The sequence below is a fragment of the Candidatus Nitrospira salsa genome (assembly GCF_965152625.1).
In genome coordinates this window covers 528,844-547,051 of sequence record NZ_CBCUCO010000002.1, presented here as the reverse complement: position 1 = coordinate 547,051, position 18,208 = coordinate 528,844, and the positions used below count along the sequence as shown (strand labels likewise).

At 47.2% G+C, this 18,208-nt stretch carries 12 protein-coding genes; 9 read left to right on the top strand and 3 right to left on the bottom strand.

The genetic code is table 11. The features are described 5' to 3' along the window. Positions 1-41 precede the first annotated feature (41 nt). The 3 genes from ACWQXP_RS04265 (at position 42) to ACWQXP_RS04255 (ending at position 4,047) form a co-directional block, all read left to right on the top strand. Complete coding sequence (locus ACWQXP_RS04265) at positions 42-974, top strand: J domain-containing protein (protein ID WP_454061605.1); 933 nt, start codon at positions 42-44, stop codon at positions 972-974. 514 nt (positions 975-1,488) lie between these two features. Then, entirely contained in the window at positions 1,489-2,538 is a 1,050-nt protein-coding gene (locus tag ACWQXP_RS04260) for a cobalamin B12-binding domain-containing protein (protein WP_454061604.1), read from the top strand. Between the two features lie 15 nt (positions 2,539-2,553). Then, positions 2,554-4,047, top strand: a complete 1,494-nt coding sequence (locus ACWQXP_RS04255) for an antibiotic biosynthesis monooxygenase (protein ID WP_454061603.1) — start codon at positions 2,554-2,556, stop codon at positions 4,045-4,047. Positions 4,048-4,076: 29 nt separating this feature from the next. Here ACWQXP_RS04255 and ACWQXP_RS04250 read toward each other — a convergent pair whose 3' ends face one another. The 3 genes from ACWQXP_RS04250 to ACWQXP_RS04240 all read right to left on the bottom strand — a co-directional run bounded on the left by ACWQXP_RS04250 (position 4,077) and on the right by ACWQXP_RS04240 (position 9,018). Continuing rightward, positions 4,077-7,958: a response regulator gene (locus ACWQXP_RS04250; protein ID WP_454061602.1), complete on the bottom strand. Its 3,882-nt coding sequence runs from the start codon at positions 7,956-7,958 to the stop codon at positions 4,077-4,079. A 334-nt stretch (positions 7,959-8,292) separates the two neighbouring features. Continuing rightward, entirely contained in the window at positions 8,293-8,481 is a 189-nt protein-coding gene (locus ACWQXP_RS04245) for a hypothetical protein (RefSeq protein WP_454061601.1), read from the bottom strand. A 330-nt stretch (positions 8,482-8,811) separates the two neighbouring features. Then, entirely contained in the window at positions 8,812-9,018 is a 207-nt protein-coding gene (locus tag ACWQXP_RS04240; protein ID WP_454061600.1) for a hypothetical protein, read from the bottom strand. A gap of 408 nt (positions 9,019-9,426) precedes the next feature. Between ACWQXP_RS04240 and ACWQXP_RS04235 the strand changes: the two genes are divergently transcribed. The 6 genes from ACWQXP_RS04235 to ACWQXP_RS04210 all read left to right on the top strand — a co-directional run bounded on the left by ACWQXP_RS04235 (position 9,427) and on the right by ACWQXP_RS04210 (position 17,691). Next, positions 9,427-11,937: a glycosyltransferase gene (locus tag ACWQXP_RS04235; RefSeq protein WP_454061599.1), complete on the top strand. Its 2,511-nt coding sequence runs from the start codon at positions 9,427-9,429 to the stop codon at positions 11,935-11,937. Between the two features lie 20 nt (positions 11,938-11,957). After that, positions 11,958-13,265, top strand: a complete 1,308-nt coding sequence (locus ACWQXP_RS04230) for a phenylacetate--CoA ligase family protein (protein ID WP_454061598.1) — start codon at positions 11,958-11,960, stop codon at positions 13,263-13,265. A gap of 22 nt (positions 13,266-13,287) precedes the next feature. Next, entirely contained in the window at positions 13,288-14,733 is a 1,446-nt protein-coding gene (locus tag ACWQXP_RS04225) for an oligosaccharide flippase family protein (RefSeq protein WP_454061597.1), read from the top strand. A 203-nt stretch (positions 14,734-14,936) separates the two neighbouring features. Then, positions 14,937-15,509, top strand: a complete 573-nt coding sequence (locus tag ACWQXP_RS04220) for an SET domain-containing protein (RefSeq protein ID WP_454061596.1) — start codon at positions 14,937-14,939, stop codon at positions 15,507-15,509. Between the two features lie 31 nt (positions 15,510-15,540). Further along, complete coding sequence (locus ACWQXP_RS04215) at positions 15,541-16,128, top strand: SET domain-containing protein (protein ID WP_454061595.1); 588 nt, start codon at positions 15,541-15,543, stop codon at positions 16,126-16,128. A 216-nt stretch (positions 16,129-16,344) separates the two neighbouring features. Then, positions 16,345-17,691, top strand: coding sequence for a tetratricopeptide repeat protein (locus ACWQXP_RS04210; RefSeq protein WP_454061594.1), 1,347 nt, complete (start codon positions 16,345-16,347; stop codon positions 17,689-17,691). The last annotated feature ends 517 nt before the right edge of the window (positions 17,692-18,208 follow it).

Sequence of the window (18,208 nt, the reverse complement as noted above, 5' to 3'; positions counted from 1 at the left end):
ATGAGTACAAGCTGCTCTCTTGTCTGCTCATTACCAAAAAAATGATTGACGGAAAAAACTACTACCAAATTCTCGGCGTTCCCGAAGATGCACTCCTTAAGGAAGTACAGAGTGCCTGGCGAAAGTTTGTCAAAGAAAATCATGAAGATCTTGTGCCGCAATGGGAACGTCAAGCCGCAAAAGAACGGATGTTCATCATCAATGAAGCCTATGCGGTACTCAGCAACGAAGACAAACGTGCGGATTACGATAATGCGAATATGTTTAATGGTGGATCAAAAATCGAGCTGGTCAGGAGTCGAGTCAGAAAGGCGAAAGAAATTATACAACGCGATTGCACACTGATTACCAGAGAAGATATCCAAACAATTGAATCGATCATTGACTACTTAGATAGAAAAGTTCAGGAATCCTGTTTTAATCGAATGATTGATCTTCTCAGTACACGTCCAGAAATGGCGAAAAGTATCGTTTCTCTCGCATTTGATGAACAACTGTTGAACGTAAAGACCAAGTTATTTGAAACACTCCTACAAACAGCGCAATACGCAATTACCTACGAAAAAGTCTATCTCTATGGAGAAGAGATTATTGGGGTCAATGAAAAAGAGGAAAAGGAAAGAAATTATAATCAATTGGCACGAGTTTTGTGCCACAGGTCTGATTTGGGCAAATACTTTGTGTTTCCGGCATTTCAAGAGCAAGTCTCCGGCTGTGAAAGTAACTTGCTTCGAACGTTATTAGAATTTACACCGGGGGTCATGACTCAGGATGATTTTAATCACTATGTTGATTCAGTCAACGGCATTCGTTGGGTGATTCATAGCCAGCTCAGAAGCTATAACGAACAGGCCATCGCCTGGATTCTCAAAGCCCGCCCAGATCTTTCCAGAAAACCTGCCAAGAAAAAAGCTCCCAAAGAATTACCCTTTCCACTACGGTCTCACCCAACCAACGAGTCAACAGTTTCATAGACAATCGACCGAAAGATAAGGAATCGCCTCCCGATGGCTTAGGATGCTGACCTCGTATTCAAAAGAAATTCATGACCAACCCAGACTGTGGTCTACTTCCTACAAAGAACAGAAATCATTCAACGTCTCGTTTTACAATATCTCTACGCTTTCCCAACTACTTAGGATTTGAACTGGAGTTTTACTTCCTGAAGCGTATCCTCCATGAAGGCATGTTCTATTCGTTGAGCAACCCATTGAACCACGAAAACCGTCACGATGCTCGATGTTTTCGACACAGAGGAGTAGATATTTCTAGCTTACTATTCCCTATTGTGTGTGAGGACTGTAGGCCTATATGATTGACTCGTCTCTTGATGTTTATGGAAAATTTTGAGATATTCGTTTATAGTCTTTTTCATCTTGAATCCTTTCTTTTTTATATCGAGTTAATAAGTCATCGGTATGCATAATTTTATGACTCGGTTCTCAGAGGCCTAATCTTTCATAAAGAGTAGAGGGTAATTTCATTCATATGAAAGATACTGACGAACATGCTCGCCACATGCTGGCAGACAAGTTGAAGTTTCTCGAATCCAAAATTCTCAAAGAACTGACCACAAACTGTTGTTTTCACCCATCGATACTCCAGGAATATGGGGAGCTGGGGAAATCCCACTGTGAAAAGGATTTGCACTATCATTTATCATTTTTAAGAAATGCTATTGAATTTGGAGATACGACTTCGTTCCAACATTACGTACAGTGGACAGGCAATGTATTGAAGTCACGGAATATTGCTCATGAGACTATTGAAGTATTTTTTAATCAACTGGCGACTGTCTTGGCTACCCACCTATCCGAGCCAGAAAAGAAGATGGTACGCCCCTTCTTTCGGAAACCTGATCCAGAATTTCTTCCAAGCAACAATCATTCCTCATCCACTTCGACATCACCGCTTGTCATACATCAAGAAGTCTTTCTTCAGGCCCTGCTAGTTGGAGATCGCCATGCCGCAAAAACGGTGGCGCTTGAAGTGTTAGCGAACGGGTTCTCGCTTCTTGACCTGTACATAGAAGTCTTTCAGCAATCCTTATATACCATTGGCCATTTATGGGAAGTCAATCGTATTTCAGTGGCACAAGAACATGTGGCGACTGCGATCACCCAGTATATCATGGCACAAATATTTCAGAGTGGGAAGTCTGTGGCCGTCTCTCTCAAGAAAGGCATTATCACGGGAGTGGAAGGAGAGTTTCATCAAGTCGGCGCGCGTATGGTTGCCGATATACTTGAAGCACATGGGTGGGATATTCAGTTTTTGGGTAGCAATTTGCCTCAAAAATCTATTCTTCAGATGGTTCAGGAATATCGACCTGCACTTGTGGGGATTTCTGTCACCATGTTTGTGAACTTAGCCCCTGTCAAAGACCTCATTGGAGAAATTCGAAGATGTGCATCAGATCATGGAACACCCCGTGTTTTGGTAGGCGGATCCGCATTTCGGTTACGGCCGACTGTATATCGTGAAATCGGCGCCGATGGATTTGCCTCTGATCTACGGACCTTACTGACCAGTTTATGAAATTAGATATCCTGTATGGTGTTAGTCATCTCACGATTTAAAGTTGCAAATGGACTCGAGCCAGAGGTGATGGAAGCCTTTGGAAAGCGTCCAGGCTTGGTTGAAAGCGTGCCGGGTTTTCTGGGTATGGAAGTCTTTACCGCGTCCGGAGACACCAGTATGTTTCATTTAGTCACGCGTTGGATTGATCGTGAGACATTCCACGCATGGCATAAAAGTCCCGAGCACCATCTTTCCCACGGAATACTTCCCAGTGGTCTGAAGCTTGATCCGGCCTTTACGCAGATCCTTGAACTACACCGTCTTTCTAATAGTCCAACGCATCAGCACACCCTCCAGGAGTCCATATTCGATTCTTCGTTACTGCTGGAGTCATTTCTCATGAGTACAGAATCCGTTGTCTTTTGTATTGTTGATGCGAAGGGATATCTGCAGATTTACAACGATGCCATGATTGCATTATTGAAAACTACAGAGAAAGAATTGAAGAGAACCAGGCTGTGGGACTTTTTAACCATTTCCGACCAGGACAGACTTCAACGCCTTCTTGATTCCGAACGTTATATCTTGAAAGAACGACTCCGTCTGAATTTTGTGGATTCTTTAACAATGCCTCACACGTTCGACTGTTTGATTCAGAGACAATCGTCTGATTCTTTTACTCTTATTGGGGAAGAGCCGCAAACCTCGAACCAAAACGCACTTGAAGAACTCATGAGTATTCAGAATGAGTTGACCGTCACGATGCGAAAGAAAGAGAAGATCTCCGGAAAGTTATCACAAGTGAACCGGCAATTAGATCATGATTTGGAAGATCGAACGAAGGAATTAACCGAATATCAAGACAAGTTACGTTCGACCTTACTGGAGTTATCACTGGTCCAAGATCGTGAACGAAAAAAAATAGCGAATGATTTGCATGATTTTCTCGCCCAATTGCTTGTCACCTGTAAACTTAAGTTGAATCAAATTGATCAAAAAACCATGCCTCCGCAGCCTTCTCATATGCTGAAAAATGTCGAGGAAATAATCGATCAATCCTTGCTTTACACTCGAACACTCATCTCCGAACTCTATCCAACATCTTTACAACATCTGGGGTTGTTCCAAACGCTGCGTTGGTTAGCAAAAGATATGCAGCGTTTTGGGTTAATCGTGTCGATCCCTGAAGACATTCCATCGGTGCAGATATCAGAACACAAGAGAATCATGATCTATAAGTCAGTTCGGGAGGTCCTATTCAATGTCCTGAAACATGCTGAAGTCAACGAAGCCTCAATCCATTGGATATGTGAATCGGAATGCAAATTTCTTATTCGAATCACCGATGCCGGAAAAGGGTTTGATCCGCACAATATGGATCGTGAACAGGAACCTGGACATCTTGGACTATTTTTTTATCAAGAACAGATAAAATCATTGCAAGGGCAACTCGACGTGCTTTCCGCTCCGGACAGTGGCACGACTGTAACAATAAACTTTGAGAACACTTCTCACAGACTGACATGATGGTCAAATATCGTGGAGAGATGATCGAATTAACCCTTATTCGAATACGCTGAACAAATCGCCGTATGAATTTCCTCGATCGTTCCGTTTTTATTCAAGTATTGCACAGCACCAGCTTCAAGGACGGCCTTGATCATGGTCTGTTCATGATTGATAGAGAGTCCGAGTATTTTGATATGCGGCGATTGGTGAAAAATTTGTCGTGTGGCTTCAATGCCATTCATCTTGGGCATATTGATGTCCATGATGATCACATCCGGCTGTAGGTGTAGACTCAGCCTGACGGCAACTTCCCCGTTTTCGGCTTCTCCCACTATTTCCAGATCAGAATATGTTTTGAGAGCTCTCAGCAGTTCATTTCTGACGAGCGTATTATCGTCAACCACAAGGACACGAATGCGATCCGACACGGAAGTTTTCAATGAAGACAGAAGCGATTGGCCATGGGGGACAGCCGCTTCAAGAATAGTCGTGTTGGAATGGTTGGTCGTGGCTGACGCTGGTGTGGAGGGGGCGATGGGTAATACGAGTACGACACGTGTGCCGTGACCCTCTTTTGAAAAAATATCAACGAATCCATTTAGCGCTTCAATCCGTTCCTCTACGGCAAACAATCCTAGATGACCGGGATCGAGAGCTCGTTGCATGGCATTCGGACCCAATCCCGTTCCACGATCTTCCACCGTCACATGAATTTCATCTTCATTGGGTGTTGTCACGTTGATGGTCGCTTGATCGACATTTGCATGTTTAAGCACATTAAAAAGCAATTCCCTGATCGATTGAAACAGGGCCACAGCGTGACCTTCAGGCAGGAAAATTCTGTCGTCCGATGTCGAAAGTGTGACCAACAGCCCATGCTTTTTCATCTGTTCCGATAGCAACTCCAAGGGCTGAATCAGGCCTTTTTCCTGAAAATTTGGAGGTTTTAGCTCAGATATGGTGGTTCGAGAATAGGTCAAAGCTTGTTCAAAGACATGATCAATCTCATAAACAATCTGTTCGACTTCTGGAGATTGGTCTAACAGGGGTTTGGCCTGACTTAGCTTCATCCGACCAACGACTAATAATTGGGCGAGATAATCATGTAAATCATTAGCGAGCTTGGCTCGCTCACGCAGTTCGGTCAAACTGAGCTGAGAGGCAAGGGAACGTAATCGATTTTGAGAAGAAACCAATTCACGTGTTCGTTCTTCTATCCGGACTTCTAAGGTGTCCTTCCATTCGTTTAATTGCCTTTCCTTTTCTTTTCGTTCGGTGATGTTTCGGCTTACAGTGGCAAGACCAATGGTGTTTCCTTCGATATCCTGCAGTTGAAAGATGTTGCAGAGCATCCATATGCCCTGGTTTGTCTTAAAATGACGGAACCGAATCTCCGTTTCACCTCGTCCTTCTCGCAACACTTGTGGGATAAATTCATTGAGAATAAATGGATGATCGTCAGGGAAATAAAAGTCTTTTACAAATTTCAGTTGTGCTTCATTTACCGTGTCAAGACCGACCATTGACAACCCAGCAGAATTAATAAAGATCGGCCTGTATTGTAAGTCTGCCATGCCAATAAAGTCGGTGCTATTTTCGACTAAAGAAATGAATTTGTGTGTTTCTGAGGAAGCTTCTCTTCTCAGTCGTTGTAATTTTAAGTTTCCGTCAACTCTTGCTTTCAATTCTCGTGCGCTGAAGGGCTTCACCAGATAATCATCAGCCCCCCGTTCTAGTGCGTCCACCCGTGATTCTTCTCCTGCTCGGGCTGTAAGAAGAATGACTGGAATCGTTCGCACGGAAGCATCATTTCGCAATTTTTCCAAGAGCTCGAACCCATCGAGATGTGGCATCATCACATCAGATATGATCAGATCAAACGGGTGTTTCATGATCGCAGCGAGTGCAGATTTTCCATCTGTAACGATAGTGACATCGAATTCTGTCGATAAGATACGTGACACGTAAGTGCACATGTCTGCATTGTCATCCGCAAGAAGGATTTGTGGGCGAGATGCCTCCATTTTAGTATGATTTTCATTCTTTCCTGATGAGAGATTTATCTTTGAAAGTCGTTCGTTTATCTCCCCTTTTCTCTTCGTCTCGGAGCGTCTCTCAGAAGGCAGCCACTGCAGCGCTTCCTCGACAAATGATGAGGAAGCGTTTGAGACTTTAGGTGTCGAAGCGCTGCTGGCAGACTGAATACAATCAGTTGGTAAATGCTCAGTCGACAGGGGAATAGTCACGAAAAACGAGCTTCCGTCATTCAGCCTGCTTTCGACTCTGATGGTCCCGCCATGGAGTTTGACCAGTTCTTTCACCAGTGAGAGTCCAATACCAGTTCCTTCGTGCGTGCGGCTCTGGACGTTTTCACCTCGATGAAAACGATCGAATACCTGGTTTATTTCGTTAGGAGGGATACCCACGCCGGTATCCTGGATACACAGTTCAACTTGTTGGCCAATCTGCCGCAACGTCACCGTAATGATTCCCTCAAATGTAAACTTAAAGGCGTTTGACAACAGATTTAAAACGATTTTTTCCCATTTTTCTCTATCGACGAAGACCGATTCCTGAAGAGGCGGGCAATCGACAAGCAATTGCAGCCCAGCTTGTTCGGTCGCAGAACGAAACGAACTCGCAAGATCTTCCGTGTAGGCCGCGAGATCCGTTGGTTCGTAGGATGCGTGGAGGTGCCCTGCTTCAATTCGAGAAAATTCTAAGAGACTATTGACCAACCGCAAGAGTCGTAATCCATTGCGTGAGACGCCCTGCAACAGACTCCGTGTGGATGAGGAAATCGTGTCATCATTTTTGTCGAGTAATTCTTCAACCGGCCCTAACATGAGGGTGAGCGGTGTGCGAAATTCGTGGCTCACGTTACTGAAAAATGCCGTTTTGGCTCTATCTAATTCAGCCAGCATCTCCGCCCGTTTGTACTCCAGTTCGTAAGACCGAGCCTTGCCGAGTATATTCGATACGGCCTCTCCCAACATTTCATAAAAGGTATGATACGCTTCATCCCAGGGTCGTCTGGAACTAATTCCGGTAATAAGAAACCCAAAGGGTTTCGTCATGCCTGGCAATAGGATTTGCTGTATCACCGCAGATCCTGGGGGTTCCTTATAGGGTCCAATAGCTATCGATCCATATCGTGGAATAAGATCGTCGATTAAGATGAAGTTTTGCTGAAGGGTCTTTGCCAGTGGCCACACGGCATTAGTCGATGTCCTGAGGTCCTGGCTTTTGGGCCGAAGGTCCCGCCTTTTGTCCAGTCCGTAGCATTGCACTAATCGTGCCTCCTTGCCATCGTTTTTCAATCGATAGAACAACGCAAACGGCACATCGAGGAAACTCTCTTTCAGGGTGTCCATAAGCGAGTGCAAGGCACTTTTCGTCGAGCTGGCGTTGGTATTTCGATCAGTCAGGTTTCGCAAAATCCTTAGGCGGCGTTCAGCCAGAGACTGTTGCGTCAGTTCTGTGACTGGATGAAATAAACCGCCCACACCTCCGGACTCATCCTGAATCGGACTAAATGAAAAAGTAAAAAAGGTTTCTTCAAGATATCCCAGACGATCAAGAAACATTCGTTGATTGACGAGAAAGCAGGTTTCGCCCTTGCTAGCTCTCTCGAACGCTTCTCCTATGACAGGCCATGCCGAAAACCAGCATTCTTTAAAGTCCTGGCCCATTGAGTAGGGATGTTTGTCTGCACAAATTGGCCAATATCCGTCATTATAGATCTGTATCCGCTGCGGTCCCCATGCGATGGAAATAGGAAAGTTTGAGGCTATGCAAAGACTGACGGTGGTTCGTAAACTTTGCGGCCAGGCATTAATGGACCCCAGAGGAGTTGTTGCCCAATTTTTATTCCTGACAACCTCTCCCATATGACCGCCGCCCGACAACCAACTGGGTGACTTGTTCACATTGTCGTCATTTGATTGTGTATCGTGTCCATTCATGGTGTTTTTTAGTGTTTGTTGTAAGGAAATTTATAGAATACCCCCAAAACATACTTGAATTAGCGTTATGAAGCCAAGAGATTGAATATTGCGTGTCTTTCCGAGATGACGATTTTTTTGCATTCTCCAAAGTAACCGGCGAAACGGCTTGTGAATGTTGAAGATTGCGGAAGAGTGGCATACACCTATGGATGTGGTTCTACCCAAGCTCTTGAGGCCGAGGGTGTCGAGTGATTCGCTACACTTGCAGACGAGCGAGGTGAGCAGGGACGAGCCCTCAAGGTTGGGAAGAGCCCCCTCACCCGAACGAACCATTTAATGCCACAATCAACGCATTTCCCTGAAAATTCAGAGATCTCAACTCAGATATCATGGTTCGAGCATCGATCAAGGCCTGTTCAAAAACAAAGTCAAGGTCTTGGGTAATCTCTGTTCGTCTCTTAGTCCCATGAATCGAGACCGCTATAAGACTGACGGACTCAGGCATAGCAACTCTCGAGACAGTGAATCTTTGGAATCAGCAAGGAAACAGGAGCCGTAGTATCAACACAATAAATCGTCTGTAGAACTTTTTTGTTTTGCAATTGCTTTATGTCATGGAAACCCTTGATGAATATGAGCCCAAGTTTCGTCAAGCCGTTTATCCAAAACGAAAAATACGACATTAGATAGTGGTAGGCCCTTTGTCGTTCATACGCCTTTGCTAAGAAGGCCTAGATTTCTCTTGTCGTCTACTATCCAGCCTCCCAACTGCCAACCTCATTAACTGAGATCTGAAAAACAACATTATCGAACCTTCGGGTATTGAGGTTTCCATTCACGTCGTTACCAGAATCAACTCCTCCGCCATTTTGATTTTCATCAAATTCAGGAAAAACACGTTAGCGGCGGTACTGGTCTGAAAAAATTTAAAACCAAAAGCACTTTGAACGACAAAATATCTTGCTGACCGTGTCTGAGTGAGTTTCAACCCTTGCTCAAAGACGATCGCCAACACGAATAGTGGGATTCGTTGTGTTCCCATACGCCGACTCCGTTTTTTTACAAGATGAAGTCATATGTTGAATCTCAAAAGGCAGTATCGATCATAAATGTGTCCTATTGCGCAGTAACAAGCTATTTTTTAACACTGTCGTTACCTGAAAGTTTTCCTCTTCGTGCTAGCTACTCACTCTCCGCAATGGAATGGGAAAAGTCTATCGACAATCTTACCGTGTCGGCGTGACATCCTATCTTCAACCATCGTGCCTAAGGGACACTTTCTGGTTAAGCGTGACCCGAAAATCACCGAATAAGAACACATACGTTCAGCAAAATCAGGGAAAGATCTCATTTCCCAATCCTCAACATTTCTTACATTAATGAATCAGATTGAGGATCACGAAATCATATGCCGTCGTGCTTTTAGCAAGAACGGTTGAAGGAGAGCAGGATGCGACTACTTGTTCTGAATTACGAGTATCCACCCATTGGCGGGGGTGGAAGCCCTGTCACAGGCGCCATTTGCCAAGAGCTTGCACGAAAAGGCCACCATACCGATGTTGTCACGATGCGTTTCAAAGGGCTGCCGAAATTTGAACAGGAAGGGCGACTTCGGATTTTTCGCGTTCTCTGCCTTCGATCAGCTCGACATGTTTGCTATGTTCACGAACTGCTCTCCTATCTTATCGTCTCGTTTTTCAAATCATTGCGCCTCATCCGAACTAATACCTATGATCTAATCCATGCACACTTTATCCTTCCCACCGGAGTTGTCGCATACTGTCTTCACAAAGTCACCGGCATCCCTTATGTGATTACCGCTCATGGCTCAGATGTGCAGGGTTATAATCCTGATCGATTCCGTAAGCTCCATCGCTTTCTAATTCCCTTTTGGAAGGTGGTGCTTCGCAATGCCAAGACCATCACCTCGCCAAGCCAATCTCTTGCCGAACTGATCCAGAAGAACAATGGTCAACCCTATCCAATCAAGATTATACCGAACGGGATCTCTGAAGAATGGATAACTCCTGCGACAAAGGAACAGCGCATCCTTGTTGTGAGCCGACTTTTTCCGCGGAAAGGTGTTCAATACCTCTTACGTGCTCTTGAGGGGCAATCGTTTGGGTGTCCCGTCGATATTGTTGGAGATGGTCCTTATCGATCGACGCTTGAGGAAATAGCCAAAACGGTTCAGGATCCAATTCGATTTCACGGATGGCTGGATAACCATTCTCCGGATCTGTTAGCCCTGTATCAGAAGGCATCCATATTTGTCTTCCCCTCTATCGCGGAAAACTTCCCCATTTCCTTGCTGGAAGCCATGGTATCCGGTACGGCTATCATTGCTACGGATCTGGCAGCATGCCGTGAAGTTCTAGGAGATGCTGCACTCTTTGTTCCTCCTGAAGATGTCTCTGCGATTCAGAAACGGATTTTTGACTTGCTGCAGGACGAAAGCCTTCGGACCGAGTTAGCGGACAAAGCACGTCGGCGAGTATTGGAAAATTTCACGTGGGATCAAGTAGGAACTCGCTACCATGATCTGTTTGTTTCTTTAACTCAGTCGAGTGCTCCCTTATTACCCGTGTCTGAAACCCGTGACCCTAGACGTAATGTCCTAATCGTTGCTGGTGATATCCGTTACAATCTTGGTGATACAGCCATTTGCCTCAGTGTAGTCCGCATGATCCGAAAAGTCTCTCCAGATTCCAGAATTGTTGTTTGGGGACATGGTCCTTGTTTCCCCGATGGATTTGACGATGTTGAGTTTCACCCTCCGTTCAGCTTTGAGGGAGTCTGCTCTTTTTTCGGAGCCGATGCGGTTCTGTGGGGTGGTGGTCAGCTTCTTCAAGGGAACCGCAGCCAAATCAAAATTTTATACTGGGCAGGGATCGTGACCTTGCTCCGTTTACTTGGAAAGAAGATCATGGGGTTTGCCCAGGGTGTGGGACCACTTTCACGAAAACTCGATCAGGCACTTACGCGACTGGCCTGCAGCTGTACGAAGGTTATAACGGTTCGAGATCTTAAATCCCTGCTCACCCTTCAGGGAATTAACGTACCGACACATAAAATATTTGCCACAGCTGATCCCGCTCTGACCCTTTTCCCTTACCCTCATATTTCACAAAATTTGGACCAGGCACTTTCTCAGGTGATGACGGTACTAAATTCTGTGTCGACCCTTCACGAGAGTAAGGTCCCTACACGCAACGTGTTGGCTTCAGCCGGTCCCGCTTTACCGCTTTCCCCTCATTCTTATAGTGAGGAGCAGACCGTACGAGACTCGGATTCGTCCGTCAGACATGAGCGCACTATATGCGATACGCCAACCATTGGGATGGCCTTACGTTACACACTTCATCATCGTTCGAATCGGGTTATTCCGTTTCAGTTTCTTCCGGCTTCTATGCGATGTAAAACTTTGGAATCAGAAGAATTTTCTCGCTTCCTTGCCACTATGGTGGATCTCTGTGATCGGGTTATCGAAGAATGCGGAGTCAATATCACTTTTGTGCCCATGTACTACGCGCCCTGGGAAACAGACGTGGTCATTGCCGAATCCTTGGCTCAACAAATGAATCATAAAGAACGGGTCACGATATTTACGCCGTCAAACGGGGTGGAAGATATTGCTCATATACTCCAAGGGGTCGAGGCTTTTGTCGGCATCCCCATGCATTCCACTATTTTATCGACTTCTCTGCATGTGCCGACACTTGCTCTTTACTACGAATCGAAAGGGTGTGACTTTTTTAAACTTATCGGGCAAGAGCAGTGGACTTTTCCATTGGAAAAAATAAACGAACCCGGTGGCCCAAACCTGCTTTTGGATCGTATTTGTACTCTTTGGCATGAAAGGGATCACGTTCGTTTAGATTTAGACCGCACGATTCCGAAGGCCAAAGAGTTAGCGGCCAGCAATGCCGATCACCTTAGGACATTCATGAGCCACAATTGAGAAGAAGGATCAGTTGAAACGTGTCCCTATCGAGCATTCAAACGTGTTTTGAGTTATGGCAGAGCCGGAACCTTTCATCGGATGAACTGAAACGTCATCAGGCTCGAAAACTGAGAGCCATGGTTCGACAAGCCTACGATCATGTCCCATTTTATCGAAAGATTTTTGACAAGAAGGGGATCACTCCTGATGACATCCTCAGTGCCAAAGATCTCTATCGCCTTCCAATTATTCGGCGAGAAGATATCCAAGCTTCTCCTGTAGAGGAGTTTCGGGCCGCCGGGATTGATCTCCAAACATGCGTGGTTCGTCGAACGGGTGGCTCAACCGGAAAGCCCCTGAACATACTGACCCACAGGCAAGATCTTGAGTTTGAAGCCCTTGCTTGGATACGAACCTGGCTCCGACTCGGTCTGAAGATTACGGATCGGCAAGTCGTCATTAAAGATCTGAATGATCATAATTTTTCAGATAAGACTCGATGGTTTCAGCATCTCGGGTTCTTACAGGTTCGCTATGTTGATTTGTATAAGCAGGTTCCTCTTTTACTTGAGGAATTGGCAAATTGCCAGCTAGAGGTTATTCGGGGAAGTCCTACAATTCTAGGAGCGCTGGCAAAGGAGATAAGCAAGACGCCTAAGTATAAAGAAATCCGTCCTCGTTTGATTTTTACACGAGGCGATATCCTAAGTGCGCAGGTGAAGTCTCTTTTGGAAGAGAACTTCGGAAGCCGTGTCGTGGATTGCTATGGTGCCACTGAAGGTGGATGTATTGCCTGGCAGTGTCCGAACTGCGGGTCCTATCATGTGAATGAAGATTTGCTTGTCGTAGAGGTGATCAAAAATGGACAGCTCGTAACGCCTGGCGAAGTTGGGGAAGTCGTGATCACGAATCTCTTTTCTCGTGCCATGCCGTTTATCCGATATTCCCTTGGCGACCTATGCCGTATTGAAGACAAAACGTGTGGAGAACACTCAGGAACCCTCTGCCTTCAGCCCATTCTGGGAAGAACAGCTGACCAAATTGTCTTACGAGATGGTCGCGTGATTCAACCGGACTTCTTTAGGCCCGATGAGTTCGAGGGGGTCTTGGAATACCAAGTCATTCACGAAAGGATTCATGACGGACGCATCGATCAACTCACAGTTCGAATTGTTAAGGATCATGACCTTCATCAGGAAATGTTGGAGGCGGTCCGGCAGAAAGACCAGGAGTTCCTGGGAAGAGAATGTAATTTATCTATTGAATTTGTAGATTCGATTCAGGTCGAAGGGCAGGCAAAGTTTAAAAGAGTCATTTCGAAGGTCCTGACTCAAGCTGAATCCTAATTCTGAAAGAGGTTGGCCTTTAGTGAGCGATACCGTCACGCGAGGGTCCGTGTATCTTGGGGCCCAACAGATTGTCGCCCTCCTGTCCATGGTGGCAGTTCATACATGTGCGGCGAGGTATCTTGGGCCCGTAGCGTATGGACATTTTGCCGTTGTGTTAGCCCTTCTCTCTATTCTCACGCTGTCTTTGCTCGTCGGTATTCCAAATGCCGTGTCGAAATTCACAGCAGAAGACAGAGGAAGTGCTGGGACTATCCTGAGGAAGGGGCTTCTTGTTCAAAGCGGAATTGCACTTGGGCTATGCGGTCTTTTGTATCTTGCAGCAAGCTCGTTGGCCGAATTCCTTGGCAATCCCAATCTGGCACCACTTATTCAGTTTGCGTCACTTTCACTCCCATGCACAGGGCTAGCCTATGTCTACATCCACTCGCTCAATGGGATCCGTGCATTTGCAAAACAAGCAGTCGTGCTAGCGGCATCGAATGTCTTCAAGGCAATCGGAATCCTGGCATTCCTTTTCTTTGGATTCGGTTTAGAGGGGGCCGTGCTTGGAATTGTCTGTGCGGCGGTTGTGACGCTTCTGGTGTCTGCAACATTCTGTCGCGGTGTGGAAGGAAGGCAACGGTGTGAAACACGCAAGCTTACGATCTTCGGTGCACAGCTGGCGATCACGTATTTGACGGTAGAAATTTGGAATCAATCGGACCTTTTAATGTTGCAAATTCTGGGAACACAATCGGAGGATGTTGGTTTGTTAGGGGTCGTCAACACTCTACGAAGTATTCTCGATACCATTTTTTTACCACTATTTACCATGCTGTTTCCCATCGCCTCCCAATGTCTCGCTGTTGGAGATGCTTCAGTTGTGGCGCACTATATGCAAAAAGGTGTGACTTATGTGTTTTTACTCGTGTCCCCTCTTGTGGTGATAACGTTTTTTATCGGGCAGGACATTCTCGGAATGGTCTACGGTTCTGAGTATCTCACCGGGGCGTTCGCTGTGGCACCGCTTCTGATGTCGACTCTCTTTTATATCCTGTACGAGTTATTGGATACCTTCATTTGCGGAAGTGGAAACGCTTTTCTTTCTTTACGAATCGCAGCTAGCTTGCTGCTCACTCACATTGGACTCAACTGGTTTCTTATCCCAAGGTATGGCATTCAGGGAGTCGTCATCACAAATATCGTGATGTCACTCCTTGCAACCTTAGCGATGTGGATTGCGGTCAAGCGGTTGCTGACCTTACGAATTGATTGGCTCTCAATTGGAAAAATTATAATTTGTTCGCTCGGGCTTTCTACACCATTTCTCCTATGGCAGGCTGAAACTGGGCTCGGGTCTGTGCTTATGGCAGTTGTGTGTTTAGGAGGGTATCTATGTTTGCTGGTCACATGGAATGTTATAGACGCTGAAGCTATCTCGAGGATGAAAACCATGGGGAAATATGTTGCGTATCGTGAGGTCTGAAGTGAAGCTCAATGTCAGATCTTCGTCCGAGAGTTCGTGAGATATTCAAGAATATTGGGCTCAGTTGTACAAAGCAAATATTCAGTCCTGGATGCAAGAAAAGGACAAGATGGAGAATACTAAAATTGGAGGCGGTGGGCCAGGACAGTCAGAGGAATGGCCACCATGCCAGTAGCTAAGAATCTCAACGGAGTTAAATTGCGATGATACATCACGATGTGGAAATTGCTAATAATATGATTGAAGGGGCTGGGCTTGTCGCCAGCAAACTCATTGAGAAGGGAACGATGGTCGCAAAGTTAAATCCTGATGATAGGCGAGTGACGGACGAAGAACTTCTCCAGCTGCCTAAAGAACTTCATGGATTGGTCTTATCTTACAAGAACCATACCTCGGTCATCACGACAGATAACTGGAAGTATATGAATCATAGTTGTAATCCGACTACTTGGTGGGCCGACGATGATTCACTTGAGGCATTGCGCGATATTCATCCAGGAGAAGAGGTGACGTTCGATTATGCAACAGCTGATGTACATCCCTGGTGGAGGACCAAATGGTCATGCACGTGTGGGGCAGACAACTGTAGAGGATTCATTTCCGGTCGAGATTGTCTTAACCCTGCCTTTCAAGAACGTTATCGAGGGCACCTCCCGAGCTGGGTGCTGGAATTTATCGCGGAGCAATCCGGCCTACGCGGCTGGATAATGGGGAGCATTGCAAAGCTGGTTGAGATGTTTCGACGAGTGAAGGGAGCCTTCAGCACAGGTTCGTAAGGATTGATCTACTAACGAATAGGTGAAATGTATGGAAAGTACATTCCTTCAGACCTACGATAGTCCCATCGAAGGTAAAGGTCTTGTTGCCACCACGTTCATCCCCGCAGGGACAGTATTATGGACCGCAAGCTCTGACTATGTTGAGCTCACTCTTAAGGAGTTGCGACAGCGACCAATAGAACAGCAGCATCTTGCTTATCGATGCGGGAAGGATAGATTTATTCTCGCGTTTGACGACAGTCAGTATATGAACCACAGTTGTGAGCCCAATACCTGGTGGCTTGGAGATGAGATGACTGCCGCACGACGCGATATTCAGCCTGGCGAGGAAATCACCTACGATTATGCCACCTCCGAGGCGCATCCGTGGTGGAAAGAGAAATGGGTATGCCAGTGCGGAGCCAATAATTGTCGGGGAGTGCTTACTGGTCGAGATTGCCTTGATCCAGTCTTTCAGGAACGCTATCGAGGCCATCTCCCGAGTTGGGTCTTGAAATTTATTGAGGAACAATCCGGGCTGCGGGGCACAGTGACAGGATGTTTGGCGAATTTCGTCGAGGTGACTCGAACAGTGAAGCACGCCTGGAGATCGTTCCGTTGCCATCGGGAACGATGAATTCTGGCAAGTGCCTGACAGATTATCGAACATACGTACTCCGGTACTCGAGGCGAATGATCAACTCTTAGCAGAAATTTGAATCTATATAGTAGAAAAGGGCACAAAAACTCAGGTGATTCGAAGATTGAAGGTGCTTTCAGTACTGACATGTTCCGAGCTCGTCGCTAGGCTGCTCGGGGGCGGCGCTTCATTGCTCGTGTGGAGGCGTCCTGCTTGATCCTGATCCTGACGATCATCGCTGTCGTGCTCACACTGTGGAGCGTCGTCCGTGTTCTCGGCTCGCGCGAGAGCGAAGACGCGAGCGTCGCCCTCGTCCTGATCGGGCTCCTGCACGTCGCGGGTTTCACTCTCCTGTTCTTCGCATTCCCTGTCGTTTTCATCCGTTCCATCTCGGAGGATCAGTGGGTAGAATGGATGACATTCTGGTGCGCGCTACTCGCGGCTGGCATCGGAGTGAGGGCGTTTATCCGACTCGTCGGGCAGGATCGGTGGGTTGCGGTGTCGGTACTCGCGCTGTCGCTCTTCTGCCTCTTTTTCGCGCTAGAGGAGATCAGCTGGGGTCAGCGGATCTTGTCGTTCGAGGGACCGGAGTTCATTACGTCCCGAAACTCGCAGAGCGAAACGAATCTGCACAACCTGTTTATGGGTCCGGGCAAATCAGAATGGAATATTAAATCAGTGGTGTTCGCGGGGATCGTGATTTTCGCAATTGGAGTGCCAGCATGGCTCCTTGATCGAGGCCGGGGCAGCTGGCTCGCCCGGTGGCCATTTCCTCCCGCCGGCGCGGCGCCGATCTTCCTTGCCTCCGCACTCTGCTTTAAATACCTGCAACACTACCGTCTCGACGAACTCGGGGAATATCTCCTCGCGTTGGGCCTGCTCGTGACCCTTGCCGCGTCGGTCACCCGAGCGCAGGGCCTAACCCTTCGACGTCAAGCCGTGCTCGCAGGCTGGGGCGCGATCCTCATGGTCTCCCTTGGGACCTCGGCCATAGAGCTCGGTTCTGCGGACGGACGCATGTGGAGCCGGAACATCTTCCAATACTACCTCTATAGCTTTGCGATGGACCGCTACCCCAAGGATGGCCTCTGGCAGAATTCGCGGAGAGTGCTCGAGTATGCAGAGAGGAAGGGGTTCGAGAATCAGCGTACTTGGCTTCTGCTCGCACGTGCAACGAAAGCCCAGGGCGACGAGGAAGGAGCGAGGACATATCTTCAGAAAGCGATGGTCCAGTCGGACGCGGACGTGAAGGCCCATCCCAACGATCCGTTCCGGCTCTACAGCGCGGCACTTGTCCACAAAGAGCTGCACCAATCGGCAAAGGCCAACTCTCTCGAAAGCGCAGCGCTGCTTCGCGTCGAGGAGATGATAGGGGCCGATCCCGGCAACGGGGTGCTCCGAACTCTACAAGGGTACCTGTACCAGGAGCTGGGCAACAAAGCCCGCGCCACGGCCACGTTGAAGGAAATGGACGAATGGGATCCAGCCTTTGCTCATGGTTTTCGCTACATGACGTTTACCGCGACAGAGGAGGCAGCGGTCCATGCACGTCGGTTCTGACCACCGAAGCGCGCATGACCGCTTCGAGTTTCCAGATGGCCAGCGCTGGGATTAGGTAATTTCGATGAGGGGAACATTCGCCTGACATCTGGGTAGACGAAAATGAAATAGCCGCCTGTGGTTTATATGACGGGGGATGTTCTCAGGTTGATGGCAAGAGCGAACGAGCTGAGAGACAGGTACCATCCCTCCTGCCCCTTCGTGTGCCATCGTAAAACGGAACCGTTCAACGAACTGCTGCATGGATGAATGCAGCCTGCGAACGGGTAGGGCTAGAAGAGAGAACCTTCCACGATCTCAAACGCTGCGCAATCCGCAGCATAACTTGAGTGAGGTCGCCCAGAGACCGTGATCATATCCTTATGGTGTCCCTGGCGCCGGGAAAAACGTTTCGGAATTTGAAACCGGTGACAGGCCCTGTGTTAGTCGTGTCAGTCAACGACCGTTTTACGAGATCTGACAAATGTCAAAATCCGACCAAAATTCTTTTTTCACCTCCAGGGTCTATCTGGTAACC